This window comes from Halobacillus sp. ABH2_015, from assembly GCF_056158945.1.
This window is the reverse complement of the sequence record NZ_JBSWUG010000002.1, coordinates 2,921,539-2,938,806: the sequence shown is the minus strand read 5'-3', so window position 1 is coordinate 2,938,806 and position 17,268 is coordinate 2,921,539. Positions and strand designations below refer to the sequence as shown.

The following is a 17,268-nucleotide window of genomic DNA, read 5'->3' as shown; positions in this document are numbered from 1 at the left end:
TCCTGATATAGCTTTTCACAATTGAATACATGGTCTTCGAGTACTCGCCTTAATAGGCACTCTTTATAGTATAGGGATCTAATTTTGACCCTTTCTTCGTACGTTTTGTACATGATTCATTTAGGGTTCTTATTGTATGAGAATTATATTTTTTATTTATTACCATTATATGGAAAAATGTGTATAATTATATCAAATCGTTTTAGTAAATAAACTGTTGAAATTTGGACAAAGGTCAAAAGAGTAAAGTATAATAATTTTCTTTTATAGAGGGTGGGGTATTCATGGAAGAGAAATTCATTGAAGAAAAACAAAGTACTATAACTATGAACACAACAGCTATTACTACATCTAATTATCAAGAAAAGGTTTCAGTTTTAAATGGAAAAGCAACTATTGAGATAGGTACCAATAAAGCATTTGATAAATCTGGGTATTTTGAAAATAAATTTGTTATGGAAGTGGAGATAGATAGGTCTGTATTAGAGGAAGATGTTTCTTTTAAATTAGTTTGTGGTACTAATGAGTATTTTTTTGCAATTCAAGAGTACTATTGGAAACTACTAAATGATAATAATATTAACAACCTAGACCTATTAAATACTATTTCACCTAGGGTTGAATTGTTAGAGCATGTAGAGAATGGAGGTTTTTCTGAAGCTTCCATACAAAAAAGGAATATGAAATATCTATTGAATCATTCCATAGTAGATAGGAGGAAATTAAAGAATTTTCTTGAAGAGAATCATCCACTATTGCGAATAGACTATGCATTATCCAAGTATTCGGGTCATTCCATTTTTGAGCGTTTTTACATTGTACTCAATAGATTTGTTTTTGATTTGAAAAAAGTTAATTATAAGACACGTCTAATAGAATATAGAAATGAAAAAAATATGTTTAAACCATTGAATGAAGGTAAAAAGAAAAATACAGAAACTGAAGTGGCTGTTGCTTTGATAGTACATGGTTTAGCCTCAAGAATTGGAAAAAACTATTACGATATTGCTAATTATCTTTATTCAAAAGGATATAAAGTTTATGGGTTTGACTACTATACTATAAATGAAAGTATAACAGATAATGGTTTTCAGCTATCTAAAATAATACATGAATTAAAGCAGTTACATCCTAAGAGTAAAATATTAATCGTGTCACATAGCATGGGTGGATTAGTGAGTAGGTCAGCAAACATAGAACATTCTGCTAAAATAGATCAGTTAATAATGGCGGGTACGCCAAATAGTGGATCACTTCTTGTAAGCATTCCAATGTTAGCTAGATTAACTTTTATTACTTGTTACTTTCTTAAGAAAAAATCAATTAAAAAAGAAGATTTTATACAATTAGTTAAGTCGAAAAGTTTAAAAGGTTTTAAAGATCTTTCTAATAATGATGGATATATTACTCAACTAAATAGAGCAGATAATTTACATCATACAAAAAAATATTTTGCATTAGCTGGACATTATTGTGGATTGTCTAATGATATGATCGTGAGTAGTGAGAATATAACAAATATAAATAGTGTGAATATGCCACATATATCTAACAATTGGAACCACCTTTCCTACTTTAATAAGCAAAATTTTGATTATTCAGTAGGTAAAGGTATCCAATATTTAAAATAATTAGAAAAACTACGTTTTCTTCAAGTCTACATGTATTAATGTACATGTTTGTTAGAACTGATAAGAGTCTCCAATCATAGCTAAAATCTCTTGGAACGCTTTCATTTTTGTAGGAGCCTCCGCTTTAATGTGGGTCTGTTTCCAAGTGGTCATGGCCATAACAGGATTTTGGCCGAGGAATTCAATAGAGATGGAAGAAGTTGAGGTGGGGAGGATTAGATACTCTTTCTTTAAGGAATCAGTCATCGTTTTCCTCCCCTTTGTTGTCTAATGGAATGGAAGGGATCAGTTGCTTAGGGTGGACGTCCAGCGCATGAGCTAAATAGTAGAAGTTCGTGATGGACGGGTTTCTTCGTCCACGTTCTATGCCGCTGATATACGTCGGGTGCATGCCCGCCCGGTATGCCAGCTCTTCCTGGGAAAGCCCCTGCGCTAACCGTAGATCCCTTAAGTGTTTTCCGACTGCTTTTTGGATGAGTGTATGAGGTATTGGTTTCATAAGAAAATCATCGTATGGATTGGAAGGAACAACCATAGACGATGAGTCAAGTTGCCATTTTCTTTAAAAAAGGTTTGGTTTTTTATAGGGAAAGAGCGGGACCATAAAGGCTGGCGTTCAGGTTCAGTGAGAATGAGAATGTCTTTCTTTACCTGGAGCATATAACATAAAAGAAGCGTATCACCCTTGGGTTTCTACCAGAGGTGATACGCTTCTTTTATAGATCTTTTTTTGATATATGGAAAATTAACTGGATCTCTCCAGCACCAGATTCTCTTCCTTTGCTTTACCAGTCAACACGCTCACGACTCCCATAATGACAAAGGCCGCAGCGGCACTGAAGAACATGGCAATGAAGATATTTCCGAATACGTTCAGCGTCGTAAAGGCGACATATAAGGAAGCGCCTGTAACGACAGCGGCGATCGCGCTGTAGTGATTCGCCCGGTTCCAGAAATACCCGAGGGTGATCGGTGCGATGATCCCGGATATGATCGCGGAGAAACTGAACTGGATAAGGAAGGCGAGCGACTCTGGACGTTCCAGCGAGAAGTAGAGGGACAGCAGGCCGACGACGATCAGGGATCCTTTGGCTACTTTCAACGACTTGTTGTCCAGTTCCTGGGCGGACATTTTCTTCGAGGACAGGATCGGTGCGACGACGCGGTACAAGTCGTTGCCGATGCTTGTCGTGATGCCCAGGTACAGGCTGTCTGTGCTCGATAAGATCGCGGAGATGATGCCGACGATCATGATGGCTGCGATGAAACTCGGGAAGGCTTCGATGACATAGGTCGGAATCGCTGCATCGGCACTCTGCAGGCTCGGGAACAGGACGCGGGCGGCGAGTCCGCCGAGGACCATGAGCGTGGATATGATGCACAGCACCAGTCCTGCGGATAAGGTGAATGGGGCCAGGTCTTCCTCTTTTTCAATCGAGAGCACTTTGTTTAACAGGTGCGGCATCAGCACGAAACTGAAGAGCAGAAACTGGACGGCCATGATCGCGAGCGCACTGTTATAGGGACCGCTGTCGGCAATGGCGGCGGTCAGGTTCGGATCGATGCTGTGCAGGCGGTCGGTGAGCACACCGAAGACGTTCCACCCTCCACCGATCGTCCAGAAAAAGGATACGACGATAAAGATGGAAGTTACGGCCATCAGAATGCCCTGGATGCCGTCGGTAATGATCTGTGCGAAGGCGCCGCCAAGGCCGATGTACAGAATCGTGATGGCGACACCGATGATGATGCTCCAGGAGTAGGGGATGCCGATGACGGTTTCAAAGATAGTCGCAAGCCCGACATTCTGCCCGACGATATAATAGACATTGAATAAGATCAGTAAAGAAACGATCGCCTGCAGGGCTTTCGAGTTATAACGCTTCCCAAGCCACTCGGGAAGGGTCGAGACGTGACCGAATTTTTTTCCGTACCGCCAGAACGTTTTGGCAAAGAGCAGCAGTCCCACCCAGCTGACGCCAAAGCAGCCGAGGGTGTACCAGAGGACGGCCGTTCCGTGTTCATAGGCGAGTCCCGGAACACCGATGAACAGGTTGGCACTGGCGTAACTGGTGGCGAAACTTGCGCCGACAAGCCAGGGGCTCACTTTTCCGCGGGCCGTAGCAAAGCCGGCCATCGACTGGCTGTGTGCCCGGCCTTTTTTACCGACCCACGTCACAGCGGCAAAGTATACAGCTAGTAAGATAATGACGGTCCATAGCAATACGCTGGAGCTGGTAAGCATTGGTTAACGTTCTCCTTTCTTCGTCGTGTAGAAATTCTTCCATAGGATTAATCCGAGCAGCCAGAATAGGGCTACTGCGATGAAGTACGTAAGGATCATGTGGTTTCCTCCTGTTTTTTAAAGAATGGCAAGGGGTGCGGACCGACGTCCGTGATGTCGATTTCGACGTTCAGGTTATGCGTTAAGGCGTTTTCTTCTACCAGGACGTGCGTTAATAAGGAAGGCCCTTCCTCAAGGGCGACGATGCCGACGACATAAGGCGTATGGGCCTGCCAGGCGGGATGTCCCGCACGATGGATGACGCTCCAAGTTTTCAATTTGCCTCGTCCGGATGCTTTTTTCCATGTTAACGAACCATGAAAACAGTGGGGACAGTGTGCGCGGGGATAGAAGACCCACTGCTCACACTTGTCACACTGCTGAAGGCTGAGATGTCCGGCCTGGATGCTCTCCCAAAAAGGCTGGCTGATGGGTGTGGTCGTTGGACCGGGCAGTGAAATGTTTGGCTGCTGGCTCATTGTTCTCCCCCTAACACAAGCGCCGTCGTTTCGCTTAATGTGGCGCCGTTTCCGGTCACAAGGGCCTGCCGGGCATCCTTGATTTGACGGTTCTCGGCTGCGCCTCGCAATTGATGGACGGCTTCTACGACATGGGACATGCCGCCGGCCAGGTCGGCCTGGCCGAAGCCCAGCTGGCCCCCGTGGGTGTTTAATGGATAATCCCCGTCATGGCCGAAGCTGTGGTTTTTGACGAACTCTCCGAACTCCCCGGGCTTACACAAGCCTGCACTCTCCAGGGTGATGGCGACGACGCTCGTATAACAGTCGTACAGGGAGAAAAGGTCGATCTCTTCCACGTTGGTCCCGGCTTGTTCCAGCGCTCTTGGAATGGAAGCGTTGAACGGCAGGCCGTCCAGGGATGGTGCCTGGCTGACCGCACGGTGGGTGATTTTTTCCCCCGCTCCTTTCAAGTAGACCGGTTTATGCTTCCCGTTCGCTGCTTTTTCAGGCGATGTGACGACAACGGCTGCTCCCCCGGCCACAGGCATGACGATTTCCAGCATGTGAAGCGGATCGGAAATCATCGGAGAGGCGAGAATATCTTCAAGGTCGAGCGGCTTATTATAAAAAATCGCCTCCGGGTTCAGCTGGGCATTTTTTCTGTGCCACCAAGCGATCCTTGCAAAGTCTTCCTGAGTGGAGCCGTATTCTTCCATATGCTGTCGTTTTAGCAGGGCATAGGACGTATTCGCTCCGGAAGCCCCAAATGGTACATCAAATTCACGGATCGGATTGCGGTTGGGGGAGCGTAGTGTTTCCCCTTTTTCATTTTTGTTTGCCAAAACACAGACGACGGTTTCACACATGCCTGCCTGGATAGCTGCGGCTGCTCTCCAGATCATCCCCGGTCCGGTCGCACCGCCGAGATCGACGGTGTTGGACATCGTGGGATCGATGCCTAAGTATTCGGAAACCGTTGCCGGCACATGCTGCGGCGTCTCTCCGACTTGAGATCCGACGAGGAGGCCGTCGATGTCATCCTTGGAAAGGCCGGCATCCTGGACGGCGAGGCGGACGGATTCTGCGATCAAGCTTAAGGTGGTTTTTCCTTCAGAATAACGGACGGGCTTCAACTCACCGATGCCGGTGATCGCCCCTTTTATGGCGGTGGTCATTACACGAACGTCCTTTCTAAGAGCTGGCGGAACGCCTGCAGACTGGATGGGTTGCGCAGAGAAGCTTCATTCTTCACTTCTTCTCCCAACGCGGCTGTTTTCGCTGCTCCTTCGACTCTTTTTCCATTGATGGTATGGGGGATCTCCTCCACTTGATAAATCCGCTTCGGAACGTGGCGTGGAGAAGCCTTCTTCCTGATCTGTCCGCGGATGTCTTTCGCCAGGTCTTCTGTCAGCTTTTCAGTCACGATGCAGAGGACGATTTCTTCATCATGATCCTTCGGTAATCCGAATACGACGCTGTCTTGAATGGCCTTGATATGATCCACGACCCCGTAGATTTCTGCCGTCCCGATCCGGACGCCGCCGGGATTCAAGGTCGTATCCGCCCGTCCGTAAATGATGAAGGACTGATCGATTGTTTGTTCAGCTAAGTCCCCGTGTGTCCAAATCCCCGGCCGCTTGGAGAAGTAGCTCTTCCTGTAGCGTTCTTCGCCGCCTTCACCGAAGAAGGTGAGCGGCATGCTTGGGAATGGTTTCGTACACACAAGGTCGCCTTTTTCTTCGTAAACCGATGCGCCGCGCTCATCCAAGACATCCACCGCCATCCCTAACGCTTTGCAGGCGATTTCGCCCTGCTTCAGAGGATGGACCGGAGAGCCCATCACGAAACAGCCGATGATTTCCGTTCCGCCGGAAATGGAAGCGAGGAACAGATCCTCTTTAATGGTTTGATAGATCCAGGTGTACTGCTCGGGTGCCAGGGGAGCCCCGCACGACTGCACACTTTTCAAGGAGTGAAGCGAATGACTGCTTTTCAAATCCACTTCTTCTTTCATCAGTGTGTCTAAATATTTCGGGCTTGTGCCGAAATGGGTGATGCCGGCTTCATCCGCAATGTCCCACAAATGGGTGAGGGATTCCTTTCTTACGGGAGAGCCGTCATACAACAGGATGGCGGCTTCACTGGCGAGTCCGGAAACGAGCCACGGATACATCATCCAGGCGGTGTTGGTGTACCAGAACAACACATCATCCTGCTGAACATCACAGTGGAGCTGGTGTTCTTTTACATGCTGCAGAAGAGTGCCTCCGACAGAATGGACGATCGCTTTCGGAAGCCCCGTCGTTCCGGATGTATATAAAATATACAGGGGATGGTTGAAGGCAACGGGTTGGAACACAGGCTCTTCGGCTTCATTGCGGCAAAGCTCGTCCCAGGATAGAGTCGGGATGCCTTCAATTGACGTTTCTCCTCCGAACGTGACGACCGCGGATAGTCCTTCCAGGTGCTTGGTCGTCTGTTTGATTTTATCTTCGATATCGAAGGGCTTCTGCTTATATTGATAGGAGAGTGCCGCGATCAATACTTTCGGTTTCACCTGACCAATGCGGTCGACGATTCCTTTTGTTCCGAAGTCCGGGGAGCAGGATGTCCAGGTGGCGCCTAGTGATGTCGTAGCAAGCAGAGCGACGAGTCCCTGGATATCGTTCGTCGTGATGCCGGCGACACAGTCACCTTCCTGGACACCCAATTGTTTGAACCCTTCCTGGGCTTTGGCCACGGATTGTTTCAGTTCCTGCAGCGTGATGCTTCGGGTGAGTCCTTCCTCATTCGCTTCATAAGCCGCGATCCGGTCAAGCGACCCGCGCAGCAGGTTTTCAGCGAAATTCAAGCGGGCGTCCGGAAACCATGCACTATCCGGCATCGAAGGACCGGGAACAAACACACGGTCTCCCTTTTCTCCGATGATCCCTGCGTAATCCCATACGGCCGACCAAAACTCGGAAAGGTGGGAAACGGACCAGCGGTGGAAACGTTCATAAGGGAAGAGCGCCTGGTTGGTATAGTTAGCAAAAGCTTTGATATGCGACTGTTCGATGCGTTCGTTTGATGGTTCCCACAGGTAAGGGGAACGCTGAGCTGTAATGGGTGTATTCATGGGACTTGTCTCCTTTCGAATTATGAATGGGGAACGTCGATCAACAGGGCCATCCCCTGGCCGCCACCGCCGCAAAGGGAAGCGATGCCTTTCCCTCCGCCGCGTCGTTTCAGTTCATGGGCAAGCGTCAGAACGAGCCGGAAGCCTGTCCCGCCTAAAGGGTGGCCGAGAGCGATCGCACCGCCGTTCACATTGACGCGGTCATAATCAATTCCGAGTTCCCGGCAGCTGGCAATCACGACACTGGCAAAGGCTTCATTGATTTCAAACAAATCGATATCGTCCGTGGTCAGCTGATGTTTGTCTAACAGCTTCTGAATGGCCTGTGATGGCTTCGTTTGTAAACTCGGATCCGGTCCGGCAATCTCTGACCAGTCGATGATTTCCGCCAGTGGCTGTTGGCCGAGGGCTTCCGCTTTTTCCTTCGTGGTAACGATCCCAACGCTCGCGCCGTCCGTCATTTGAGAGGCATTGCCTGCGGTGATCGTGCCTTCGCGTGAAAAGGCGGGAGAGAGATTTGATAATTTTTCGGCTGTCGTCCCTTTACGGATGCCTTCATCTTCTGCGAGTCGTTCAGTAAAAGGAGCGATTTCCGGCTCCAGCCAGCCATTTTCCTGAGCGTCCGCTGCCCGCTGCTGGGAAAGGGCGGCGTATTCATCTTGTTCCTCCCGGCTGATGTCGAAGGAGCGGTTTTTCTCATCGGTGAGAGCTCCCATCGATACATCGCTCAAGGCGCACCATAACCCGTCGTTCAGTAAGGTGTCCTTCAGCAGGCTGTGACCAAGTCCGGAGGAAGCTCGGACAGGAGCGGTATGAGGAGCATTCGTCATCGAGTCGAATCCGCCGACGATATACAGCTCCCCTTCCTTCAATTGCAGCCTCCGGGAGGCGTCGGTAACTGTAGCGATGCCTCCCAAACAGACATTGTTCAGTGTGATAGCGGGTGTAGCGATATCCACCCCCGCTTGATAAGCGGCCTGTCTCGCAGGATTTTGGCCTCCTCCCGCCTGAATCACCTGGGCGAGGAGCACGCCATCTGCTTTTTTCGCGGCTGGGTTTCTCTCTAATAGAGCGCTCAGCGCATGAGACCCAAGTTCTGCTGCGGATTTCTTTTTCAAAGCCCCTTTCCACTTACCGAAGGGGGTGCGGATGCCGTCTAGAAGTACTGTCGTCATTTATGGAACAACTCCTGTTTTTAAAATAGTAAGAGCCCTCTTCACAAAAATAAGAAGAGGGCTCTCGGCTCTTCTTATCTTCCAGGATTGTCTCCTGCAGGAATTAGCACCTTTTCAAGCTGTTGCTTGCTGGTTGCCGGGCGTCAACGGGCCAGTCCCTCTGCCTCTCTGGATAAGAAATCGGTATTCAATTGGAAACTATAAAACCTCTCTATCAAAGATAGAGAGGTTAGAGATTGTAAGCATCTCTTATCTTCCTGAGCATTCACTCAGTAGGATTTGGCACCTTGCTATCAATATAGCGGTTGCCGGGTTTCACAGGGCCAGTCCCTCCACCTCTCTGGATAAGATGTTCTTCCTTTATTTGGTTAAGTGCCATGTTAGCAGGGGAAAGGATAGGTGTCAATGGATTTGATAGAAAAGTTAGAAAATTCATTTTGTTCTGTGACTGGTGGTGAACGTGTGAACCGCTTTAACATTAGGGCTTGCCGATTCTTTCAATTATGCGGGGCACTTCACGAGAAAAATGAAGGCATCTATCAATTCGTCCATCATCCATTCTCCGATGGTTCCTGCGGCTACATAACGTTTCACTGATTAGATGATACCTTACAGGTAGAGCTGCTTTTAGATTTATGAGCAGAGATTTTAATAACTTTCGATATTCATAAATGGATAATGATTCAGCCTCTTTTGTCTTTATGAGATAATGGGTATGGTAATTACTGATACTATTCAATAAAGGAGTTTTACTATGCCGGAATATGTTGGTTACATCGGTACGTACACCAAACAGGAAAGTAAAGGCGTCTATCAGTTCACCCTGGATACAGACGCTAAGGAACTGAAAAATATTCAGCTGGCTGCAGAATTGCAGAACCCTACGTACGTCACCGTGAGTGATGATCAAAAGAATCTTTACGCGGTTTCCAAAGACGGGGAAAACGGCGGTGTCACGTCCTTTTCTATCAATGCAGAAACGGGAGAACTCACAAAATTAAACGCTCAGACAGCTGCGGGCTCTCCGCCGTGTCACGTGAGCGTGGATCATTTGAATAACAATGTTGTCACGGCTAACTATCATACAAAAGAAGTGGTCTCCTACCTGACCAATGAAGATGGATCGTTGAATCCTGCAGTTTCAATCGTGGAGCATGAAGGTACCGGCCCTCATGAGCGTCAGGAAAAGCCGCACATGCACTATGCAGGCTTTACCCCTGATGAAAAATACGTGATAGCGATTGACCTTGGCAGCGATCGTGTTATTACTTACGCCGTAGACAATGGCGAGTTGAGCCAGGTGCAGGTGTTCAACACGAAACCGGGTTCCGGTCCGCGTCACATTACTTTCCACCCGAACAAAAAGTATGCCTACGTGATGACGGAGCTCAGCTCAGAAGTGCTTGTCCTTCATTATGATGAAAAGGACGGCAGCTTCACCGAGCAGCAGGCCATTGCCGCAATCCCTAAGGACTTTGATGAAACCAATGATGGCAGTGCCATTCATATTTCTTCAGATGGACAGTTTGTTTATGCCGGCAACCGCGGGCATAATTCCATCGCTGTTTATGAAGTTAACCAGGATACAGGGAAACTTACTTTTGTAGAGTGGACCTCGACAGAAGGGAACTGGCCGCGTGATTTCGTGATGGATCCTTCCGAGGAGTTCCTGATTGCGACGAACCAGAAGTCCAATACGATGACGTTGTTCGAGCGGGACAAATCAACCGGCAGGCTGACGCTTGTTCAGTCCGATGTATTCGTACCCGAGCCGGTCTGCGTGAAGTTTATAAAGTAAATAGACAAATAGGAAGAAGAGGGCGTCCCATGGAGGGATGTCCTCTTCTTTTTTATGGAAAAAGGGACAGTCATACACCCCCGGCCGTTTGAGTATAGTTAATTACTCCCCATTATATGGAACTAAATCAGGGGAAGGGAGGAAGGTACATAGCAGGCGGGGAAACACCTTCAAGGGCGAGGGAGGTCGCTGGATGGAAGTATGTAAACACTGCGGTCATGAGATGGGCGGGGAAGAAACCTTTTGTACCGAATGTGGTGCACCCAAGGATGCTCCGCTGACCCGGTCGGGAGCAAAAGCGCCAAGACCACCGATACCGCGGAAAAAGAAAATCACGCTGATCTCGATAGGGGCGGTTTTTGTTGTGCTGCTGACCGCTCATTTGATTTTGTCATCGATGCTTGACCCGACGACGAAGATCCGGGCGATGGATCGTGCGGTCACGAATAATGATGCGGGAGCTTTTGTAAGTGAGTTGTCCCTGGATGAAAAAGCATGGCTGAATGAAAAGGAATACCTGCAGTATATGAAGGAAAATGATTGGGAGACCATCCGTGAACAGATGCTGGAAGCCGTCAGCGGACAACAGCGGTTCGATACCATCATCCGCGATGAATACGGCAGCCCGCTTTTGTCTGTCAAAAAAACAACCGTGATTCCTGGGATGTACAAGACGTATGAAATTGAAGCGGTTCCGACTGAGATCAGATTCTTAACGAACATGGATGATGCTTCCTTTACAGTCGGCAAAGAAAAAATCACCGTGGAGAATGCTGCCGAGGACGAAGTTAATGCCAAAGCCTACCCTGGTGTGTATAAAGTTGAGGGAGAGGCATCGAACGTATATGGGAAGTTCAAGGACACGTGGGAATACCAGGTGCTGGCGGAGGAATCGGATTACTATATGGAACTATATTTTGCAGGGACTACGTATGATGTCGATACCAACCAGCCGGAAGCGATTCTTTTTGTCAACGGAAAGAGTACGAAGAAGTCGCTGAATGAGCTGGGCGTCATCGGTCCTGTGCCGGACGGAAACAAGCTGGCCCTTCATGCGGAGTGGACAAACGATAAGAAAGAGGTGGTCAAGTCCGGACAGATCCGTACGGAGGATGGCGACTACTGGGGTGAGCTGAGTTTTTATTTTGAGGAAGAACTGGAGGAACCGGAGGAATCGGTCTTTGAATACGTACCGGAATCGGATGACTCCGAAGCAGCCGAGGATCACGTGCTCGATTTCCGGGAGGTCTATGAAGAAGCGTTGAATGCGGAGGACTTCTCGATGATTGCTCCTTTCCTCAAGGATGGCAGTCAGGCTTCCGCTGAGTTTCAGGATTATTTGGACGGGATCTCAGGCAAAGGCTTCACCTATGCGTTTACGGAGAATAACATTGTGAAATCTACTGCTTATGGAGTGGATGGTTATGTGGTGACGACGGATGAAGCGTTCATCTTTACCGACTCAGAAGGAGAGAAAACGCACTACGAGCGTACGAAGGATTATACCGTAATCAAAGACGGGGACAGCTGGAAAATCGAAGAGGTAGCCATCAATGAGACCAATCGTTCAGACGGGTGACTTCTAATGAAGGGAATGGGATGTTATGCATTGTGCGACATGCGGAAATCCATTGAATGAAGACAGTAAATTCTGCGGAAAATGCGGGGCCTCTGTTCTTGCGGAGCATGCGTCGGCATCGACGGTGGAAGCGGCCGCATTACCTCCGCAGAAGGATTATACAGAAACGGCTAAACAAACAGGCCGTCAGTTTTACCGTTTTGCCCTCCAAGCGCTGCAGGAACCGTTTCGGGCCAGTCAGCGGGCGGATGCTTCCCACCGGACCAATGGTCTAATTGCTCTGCTGCTGCTCGCTTTTCTCATGCCGTTCTTTTCTTATTTAGCGGCCAGAAACGCGGCTGTGTGGACCTTCGGTGATGCTGTGCCGGATGTATTCTTTGGTGTTCTCGTCCTGCAGCCTTTCCTCTATCAACTGCTCTTTTTAGCGATGTTTATCGCAGTCAACCTCGGCGTAGGGAAATGGATGAGGGTGGAAATCACTTACATGAGCGTCCTTGCGAAATATGGATCGCTCGCCATCCTTCCTGTGACCGGACTTCTAGCCGCCAATCTATTCATGCTACTATCTATGAATACCGTCGGGACGTTTTTCTTTTTTGTGAGTATCGCTTTATATATAACGGCAAGTACAGTTCTTTTATTTTCAATTCAATCGGGTGGAACAGCTAAAGGTCTGGATGTGTTTTACGGCGTTATAATGACGAATGTGGCGATGGCGTTTTTCTTTTTGATTGTGATGATGAGTATGTTTGACCGGATGATAGGGGAAATGGGTGTGCCGTATGGATGGTAAATGAAGAAAAAATCATGATTAAATAGAAGAAGGGATGAAGAAGAGCTCAGTTATTCACCTGGAGATCCTGTTTAAGATTGTTTTGAAGAGTGAACACCCCCCCATATTCAAAGGAATATGGGGGGTGTTTGAAATGGCCACAAAGCTTTATGTAAGGAACAGCAGAAAAATCTTCATTTAATTACTCAACGGAAGTTCATCACCATTCGGGGTGGTTTCAGACACTCCAGGTTTTCCAATTTCAACAGAATCCGCCGTCATGGTTGAAGCTGGACCGGCCATGAACACAAGGACCAAACTAAAGATCAACAATAGTTTCTTCATGATTTCCCCTCCCTGTTGAAGTAGTTAGTAGACAGCGACTGGATTGCTGTCGAGCGCTAATTTATAGTACTCAGCTGCTTTTTTATACCCTCCTTTTCCTTCATAGTATTCTCCCAAAAATCGGGAATACCTTTGTATTTCCTGATTTTTTTGTTCTTTTTTTAGAGAAGGCAGGAATGTTTTTTTGACATAGATTTCCCACTCTTTTTCGGATTGAAAGAAAAAAGAATGGAAGAACCAGTACTCTTTTGTGTGGATATTGTCTTCAGGAAGCTGCTTTGCCACGTCCAGATGTTCGTTCAAGTACTTCATGCAGGTATCTTTTTCGTTCTCCTGATAGTAAATGAGGACCAGCAGCACAAGGGATTTCATATAACTGGTGCTTGTTTTTTTCTTGTAGTAAAGAGCATTTTCTAACTGGTCAAGAGAAATTTGCCTTTCCCTCTTTCTTAAATGCATCGTGGCGATATTATGATAAATAATTCCTAAATGATCTTGATCTCCAATTTCTCGTGCGAGGCTTTCCGCTTTCTCAAAGTTGGAGAGGGAAGAGGGGACATCTCCCAATCGGCTGTAGCAAATACCAAGGTGGATGTGTATCTTTAAACACTGTCTGGATTTGTAGTTGTTTTGAAACAGGAGTAAAGCGGATTGAGCATAAGAAAAGCTTAAGGTCTCATTTTGAGACACATATAAGGTCAGGGCGTAAAGGAAATATAGATCCGCTTGTTCCAATTCGTTTAAATCCACCGAGGAATACTCGGACAAAGCTTTCTCAAAATGTTCTTTTGCGACCATGGGTTGATTCTTCACCCAATAGTAGTTTCCAAGGTGTTTGTAGTAAAAGAAGCGGTTGCGGGATGTGAGAGTATCGTGGATGTCATTGATAAATAAAATGGAATCATTAATATCATCAAATGCTTGAAGGATGATGCAGGCCCTTACTCTTTTTATATGATATTCAGCTTGAAGGTTGGTGTTAGTCACGGGGGTTATGAAAGACTTCAGCTCCTGGTAAATCTTTTCGGACGCCTGCTTATCGTTGTTCAGTAAGGGCTCTTCCCAGTGACGGAGGAGCTTTTTTAATTTTTCTTCATTTGCTTGTATTTCTTCGTAATTCACCCCCACCCTTTCCAAGAGCAGCATAAGGGTTTCCGGTTCTACAGTGGTTTTGTTGTTTTCAATTCTTGATAAGTAGGAGGGGGAAACAATAGATTCTGAGACTTCTTCCTGACTCATGCCTTCTTTCAATCTAAAGTATTTTAATACTCTTCCCATATCCACTCTTCAACACTTCCTTCTCTTATATTGCGCAATAGGATGAAAAAATCGAGAAAAACAGCCCTTTTCTTTCATAACATGCGAAATACATCTTTCATGGTTACCATGATACCATTTATCTAGGAAATAAGTGTAAGAGAAGAAAAGCAATTTTGAAGGGGGGGATACCACAAAGGAGGTACCTGTACTGTATCTGGTTGGCTTATGCTTTGTACGATCATTAAAGGAGGAATATCAAATGAAAGTAAAGAAGCAATTGATGGCAGGTTGTATGGCATTAGGGTTATTTGTTGGAGGGACGACAGCCACATCCGCTTTGGCTAGCACAGATGATATCGAATCCCAAACAACTCTGGAAGTGAAGCAGGTTTCTGAAAATGGAGCCGAGCCGGAAGCTATTCCAGCAGTGGTTGGAGCTTACGCTCTTAAAGGAGCAGCAGTAGCAGGAGGAGCTTTTGTAGCGGGCGTGACAGCCAAGGCTGGTGCTGATGCGTATGACTGGGCGAAAAATCAGATTGGTGGAAACGATGTAATTAAGGGAGAAAGCGATTATGAAGATGTGAAAGTCGTCTTTGATCAATAATACTTAGGTGAGTTATTCCAACGCAAATCTCTGCCCTTTTTATAGAGGGCAGAAGATTTGCCTTTAAAGAGGTGACACGATGATAAAGAAAATTGGAGTCAGCTTAATCCTTTGCGTGTTTGTTTTTCATTTAGTTATAACAGCCTTATATCTAACTCCTTTCAACCCCGTTAAAGCAAAGTACAGCTTCGCCGTCAATGCCTATATGGAACCTTTATTTTCTCAAAATTGGAGGCTGTTTGCTCCCAACCCGGCTTCTACCAACAACCAATTCATGGTTCGGGCTCAGTTTGCCGATGGAGGTACATCAGACTGGCTTGATCTCACAACGTTTATGATTGATAAAAATCAGGCCAACCGTTTTACTCCGTATAACCGTTTAGTTCGAATCCAGAGAGGGGCCTTCACTTCCCTGTATCAAACGGATGAGGTGACGTTGAAAATATCACAGAAAATTGAAGAGAAAAACCTTGATCGAGAGGACTATGATCATCTGCTTGAAAATGAACGGACTCAGAAAAAAGATGAATATGCCCAGGAAGCTCTGAACCGATATGCTCAATCCTATGTAAGAAGTGTCTATCCAGAGAAGGATATTGAAAAAATACAAATTATAATGCAGGAAACAAAAGCTGTTCCATTTTCTGAAAAGGATAATGAGCAGTATGAAAGAGAACAGCAGCTTCATGAATTTGAATGGGTGGATTTCGTGGAAGTTTCTCCTGTATTTGATTGAAATCTATAAAGGAGGTCCTGGTAGTGAAGCGCTTATATGGAATGTTAACGGAAAAAAAACATATGTTGATTGGAGCTGGATTGCTTAGAGTTTCCTTTGGTCTGCTCATTTTGTTTATGTATTTCATTCATTACTCTCAAAGAAGGTTCATCTGGGGGCCTAATGGAATGCAGAATCACGATCATCTCCAAGAACAGATGGCTCTGACCAGTAACTTTTCTTTATACCAGCTCTCAGATTCTCTTCTGTACTTTGACATCATTTTTCACCTCGGCATCTTGTTTGCCCTCTTATTCACCTTGGGAGTGATGACGCGTTTTACTGCTATCGTTAACCTCTTGTTTGTGTGGTCATTACAACATGCCAACGTCTTGATTCTTGACGGTGGAGATAACATTATGCGGATCATTCTACTCTATATGCTGTTTGCGAATACTTCCGCGTATTTTTCGATAGACCGCTCGAGGGCAAATAAAGAAAACAATGCCATAGGGCATGCTCCAGTATGGAATGCCTTACATAACCTGGCCATCCTTACCTCTATTATTCAGTTATGCTTCATGTATCTATCTTCTGGAACCCATAAAGTGATGGGGGAGATGTGGACGAACGGAACAGCGCTCTATTATATTCTCCAAGTTGGTGAATATACACATCCTTTCTTCCAAAATATGATAGCTTATTCTGAGATTTTGCTGCTGGCAGGGGCTTACAGCGCCATTTTTGTCCAGTTGTCCTTTCCTTTTTTTCTATTAAATCGGTATACCAAATACTTTGCTATGTTCAGTGTTATCGGACTGCATATCGGAATAGCCATTGTCATGGGACTGTTTACGTTCTCAGCTTCTATGATTACTATGCAGTTTCTGATGCTCAACGACCAGGAGTATAAAAGAGTCTATAGCTGGATAAAAGGAGCAGTTCTTAGAGTACGAAACAAATTCCAAGGAGCAAAGGTGAAGCGGTATGAAACAAAACAAGTTCAGTGATCAAGCAGCCGTCATCATTTTTTACGATTCTCATTGTCCGGTATGCTCCAAAAGTATGAGATTCCTATCCAAGTTAGACCGGGGACGAAAGTTGCGGTATGAATCGATTAGAGACAACCAAGTACTGGAAAGGTATGCTATAGATAAGACAGAGGCAGAAAAACGGATGCATACGTTTACATTAAAGGATAACCAAATGGAAAAAGGGATCTTCAGTGTGCAGAGAATAGTGAAGCAGCTGCCCTTATTCTGGATAGCGGTTCCCATCCTCCAATTATCCATATGGGCAGGGTTAGGGTCTCCCTTGTATGACTGGCTGGCCAGTAGAAGGACCATATTACCTGTTGGCGGTTGTGAAGGGGATCGCTGCACGATTTCCAATGGAGAAAAGCAGGTGAAGTGATGAGGCAGTTCGACTATTCGTTCCGATACAAGAATAAAACATCTGATCAAGTAAGTGTCTGGCTAGCTAATCCACCAGAGACACAGCGGCAAACGATCCTACAAGAAAAGAAA

General features: G+C 46.3%; 17 protein-coding genes and 2 riboswitches. Of the genes, 8 read left to right on the top strand and 9 right to left on the bottom strand.

The window, feature by feature from the left end:
- Positions 1 to 284: 284 nt before the first annotated feature.
- The gene (locus ACXAD6_RS15395) at positions 285 to 1,631 is read left to right on the top strand and encodes an esterase/lipase family protein (RefSeq protein WP_474969630.1); all 1,347 of its coding nucleotides are present in this window, start codon (positions 285 to 287) and stop codon (positions 1,629 to 1,631) included.
- Positions 1,632 to 1,682: 51 nt separating this feature from the next.
- On the opposite strand, the gene ACXAD6_RS15390 is transcribed toward ACXAD6_RS15395, so the two are convergent.
- The 7 genes from ACXAD6_RS15390 to ACXAD6_RS15360 all read right to left on the bottom strand — a co-directional run bounded on the left by ACXAD6_RS15390 (position 1,683) and on the right by ACXAD6_RS15360 (position 8,669).
- Positions 1,683 to 1,877, bottom strand: coding sequence for a hypothetical protein (locus tag ACXAD6_RS15390; RefSeq protein ID WP_474969629.1), 195 nt, complete (start codon positions 1,875 to 1,877; stop codon positions 1,683 to 1,685).
- Positions 1,870 to 2,130 carry a helix-turn-helix domain-containing protein gene (locus ACXAD6_RS15385; protein ID WP_474969628.1) on the bottom strand — a complete coding sequence of 87 codons (261 nt, stop codon included), beginning with the start codon at positions 2,128 to 2,130 and terminating at the stop codon, positions 1,870 to 1,872. The genes ACXAD6_RS15390 and ACXAD6_RS15385 overlap by 8 nt, the downstream gene beginning before the upstream one ends.
- 246 nt (positions 2,131 to 2,376) lie before the next feature.
- A complete protein-coding gene (locus tag ACXAD6_RS15380; RefSeq protein WP_474969627.1) occupies positions 2,377 to 3,876 on the bottom strand; it encodes a sodium:solute symporter family transporter in 1,500 nt (499 codons plus the stop codon).
- A gap of 95 nt (positions 3,877 to 3,971) precedes the next feature.
- Positions 3,972 to 4,394, bottom strand: coding sequence for a Zn-ribbon domain-containing OB-fold protein (locus ACXAD6_RS15375; protein ID WP_474969626.1), 423 nt, complete (start codon positions 4,392 to 4,394; stop codon positions 3,972 to 3,974).
- Positions 4,391 to 5,551 carry a thiolase family protein gene (locus ACXAD6_RS15370; RefSeq protein WP_474969625.1) on the bottom strand — a complete coding sequence of 387 codons (1,161 nt, stop codon included), beginning with the start codon at positions 5,549 to 5,551 and terminating at the stop codon, positions 4,391 to 4,393. Before ACXAD6_RS15370 ends, ACXAD6_RS15375 begins: the two co-directional genes overlap by 4 nt.
- On the bottom strand, positions 5,551 to 7,494 hold the full coding sequence (locus ACXAD6_RS15365; RefSeq protein WP_474969624.1) for an acetoacetate--CoA ligase: 1,944 nt from the start codon (positions 7,492 to 7,494) through the stop codon (positions 5,551 to 5,553). The genes ACXAD6_RS15370 and ACXAD6_RS15365 overlap by 1 nt, the downstream gene beginning before the upstream one ends.
- A 20-nt stretch (positions 7,495 to 7,514) precedes the next feature.
- Complete coding sequence (locus ACXAD6_RS15360; protein WP_474969623.1) at positions 7,515 to 8,669, bottom strand: acetyl-CoA C-acyltransferase; 1,155 nt, start codon at positions 8,667 to 8,669, stop codon at positions 7,515 to 7,517.
- Positions 8,670 to 8,740: 71 nt separating this feature from the next.
- Positions 8,741 to 8,848, bottom strand: a riboswitch (SAM riboswitch).
- 67 nt (positions 8,849 to 8,915) lie between these two features.
- Positions 8,916 to 9,020: riboswitch (SAM riboswitch) on the bottom strand.
- A gap of 403 nt (positions 9,021 to 9,423) precedes the next feature.
- Between ACXAD6_RS15360 and ACXAD6_RS15355 the strand changes: the two genes are divergently transcribed.
- From ACXAD6_RS15355 to ACXAD6_RS15345, 3 genes are all read left to right on the top strand, one after another.
- Positions 9,424 to 10,467, top strand: a complete 1,044-nt coding sequence (locus tag ACXAD6_RS15355) for a lactonase family protein (RefSeq protein ID WP_474969622.1) — start codon at positions 9,424 to 9,426, stop codon at positions 10,465 to 10,467.
- 193 nt (positions 10,468 to 10,660) lie between these two features.
- Positions 10,661 to 12,046 carry a TcaA NTF2-like domain-containing protein gene (locus ACXAD6_RS15350; RefSeq protein WP_474969621.1) on the top strand — a complete coding sequence of 462 codons (1,386 nt, stop codon included), beginning with the start codon at positions 10,661 to 10,663 and terminating at the stop codon, positions 12,044 to 12,046.
- Between the two features lie 25 nt (positions 12,047 to 12,071).
- Entirely contained in the window at positions 12,072 to 12,839 is a 768-nt protein-coding gene (locus ACXAD6_RS15345) for a zinc-ribbon domain-containing protein (RefSeq protein ID WP_474969620.1), read from the top strand.
- 177 nt (positions 12,840 to 13,016) lie between these two features.
- Here the strand turns inward: ACXAD6_RS15345 and ACXAD6_RS15340 are convergent, their stop codons facing one another.
- Positions 13,017 to 13,163 (bottom strand): hypothetical protein, encoded by a 147-nt coding sequence (locus tag ACXAD6_RS15340; RefSeq protein WP_156896470.1) that lies wholly within the window; start codon positions 13,161 to 13,163, stop codon positions 13,017 to 13,019.
- Positions 13,164 to 13,187: 24 nt separating this feature from the next.
- Entirely contained in the window at positions 13,188 to 14,441 is a 1,254-nt protein-coding gene (locus ACXAD6_RS15335) for a helix-turn-helix domain-containing protein (protein WP_474969619.1), read from the bottom strand.
- 241 nt (positions 14,442 to 14,682) lie between these two features.
- Here ACXAD6_RS15335 and ACXAD6_RS15330 point away from each other — a divergent pair, with 241 nt between their 5' ends.
- The 4 genes from ACXAD6_RS15330 to ACXAD6_RS15315 all read left to right on the top strand — a co-directional run bounded on the left by ACXAD6_RS15330 (position 14,683) and on the right by ACXAD6_RS15315 (position 17,155).
- Positions 14,683 to 15,027: a hypothetical protein gene (locus tag ACXAD6_RS15330; protein ID WP_027954894.1), complete on the top strand. Its 345-nt coding sequence runs from the start codon at positions 14,683 to 14,685 to the stop codon at positions 15,025 to 15,027.
- Positions 15,028 to 15,106: 79 nt separating this feature from the next.
- The gene (locus tag ACXAD6_RS15325) at positions 15,107 to 15,763 is read left to right on the top strand and encodes a DUF5819 family protein (RefSeq protein ID WP_474969618.1); all 657 of its coding nucleotides are present in this window, start codon (positions 15,107 to 15,109) and stop codon (positions 15,761 to 15,763) included.
- Positions 15,764 to 15,786: 23 nt separating this feature from the next.
- On the top strand, positions 15,787 to 16,752 hold the full coding sequence (locus ACXAD6_RS15320) for an HTTM domain-containing protein (protein ID WP_474969617.1): 966 nt from the start codon (positions 15,787 to 15,789) through the stop codon (positions 16,750 to 16,752).
- Entirely contained in the window at positions 16,730 to 17,155 is a 426-nt protein-coding gene (locus ACXAD6_RS15315; protein WP_474969616.1) for a thiol-disulfide oxidoreductase DCC family protein, read from the top strand. Before ACXAD6_RS15320 ends, ACXAD6_RS15315 begins: the two co-directional genes overlap by 23 nt.
- The last annotated feature ends 113 nt before the right edge of the window (positions 17,156 to 17,268 follow it).

Coding starts and splice junctions, on each gene's coding strand:
- ACXAD6_RS15345 (WP_474969620.1), top strand. CDS start 12,072: ATGCATTGTGCGACATGCGGAAATCCATTGAATGAAGACAGTAAATTC.
- ACXAD6_RS15375 (WP_474969626.1), bottom strand. CDS start 4,394: ATGAGCCAGCAGCCAAACATTTCACTGCCCGGTCCAACGACCACACCC.
- ACXAD6_RS15315 (WP_474969616.1), top strand. CDS start 16,730: ATGAAACAAAACAAGTTCAGTGATCAAGCAGCCGTCATCATTTTTTAC.
- ACXAD6_RS15355 (WP_474969622.1), top strand. CDS start 9,424: ATGCCGGAATATGTTGGTTACATCGGTACGTACACCAAACAGGAAAGT.
- ACXAD6_RS15360 (WP_474969623.1), bottom strand. CDS start 8,669: ATGACGACAGTACTTCTAGACGGCATCCGCACCCCCTTCGGTAAGTGG.
- ACXAD6_RS15370 (WP_474969625.1), bottom strand. CDS start 5,551: ATGACCACCGCCATAAAAGGGGCGATCACCGGCATCGGTGAGTTGAAG.
- ACXAD6_RS15380 (WP_474969627.1), bottom strand. CDS start 3,876: ATGCTTACCAGCTCCAGCGTATTGCTATGGACCGTCATTATCTTACTA.
- ACXAD6_RS15390 (WP_474969629.1), bottom strand. CDS start 1,877: ATGACTGATTCCTTAAAGAAAGAGTATCTAATCCTCCCCACCTCAACT.
- ACXAD6_RS15395 (WP_474969630.1), top strand. CDS start 285: ATGGAAGAGAAATTCATTGAAGAAAAACAAAGTACTATAACTATGAAC.
- ACXAD6_RS15350 (WP_474969621.1), top strand. CDS start 10,661: ATGGAAGTATGTAAACACTGCGGTCATGAGATGGGCGGGGAAGAAACC.
- ACXAD6_RS15365 (WP_474969624.1), bottom strand. CDS start 7,494: ATGAATACACCCATTACAGCTCAGCGTTCCCCTTACCTGTGGGAACCA.
- ACXAD6_RS15340 (WP_156896470.1), bottom strand. CDS start 13,163: ATGAAGAAACTATTGTTGATCTTTAGTTTGGTCCTTGTGTTCATGGCC.
- ACXAD6_RS15385 (WP_474969628.1), bottom strand. CDS start 2,130: ATGAAACCAATACCTCATACACTCATCCAAAAAGCAGTCGGAAAACAC.
- ACXAD6_RS15330 (WP_027954894.1), top strand. CDS start 14,683: ATGAAAGTAAAGAAGCAATTGATGGCAGGTTGTATGGCATTAGGGTTA.
- ACXAD6_RS15325 (WP_474969618.1), top strand. CDS start 15,107: ATGATAAAGAAAATTGGAGTCAGCTTAATCCTTTGCGTGTTTGTTTTT.
- ACXAD6_RS15335 (WP_474969619.1), bottom strand. CDS start 14,441: ATGGGAAGAGTATTAAAATACTTTAGATTGAAAGAAGGCATGAGTCAG.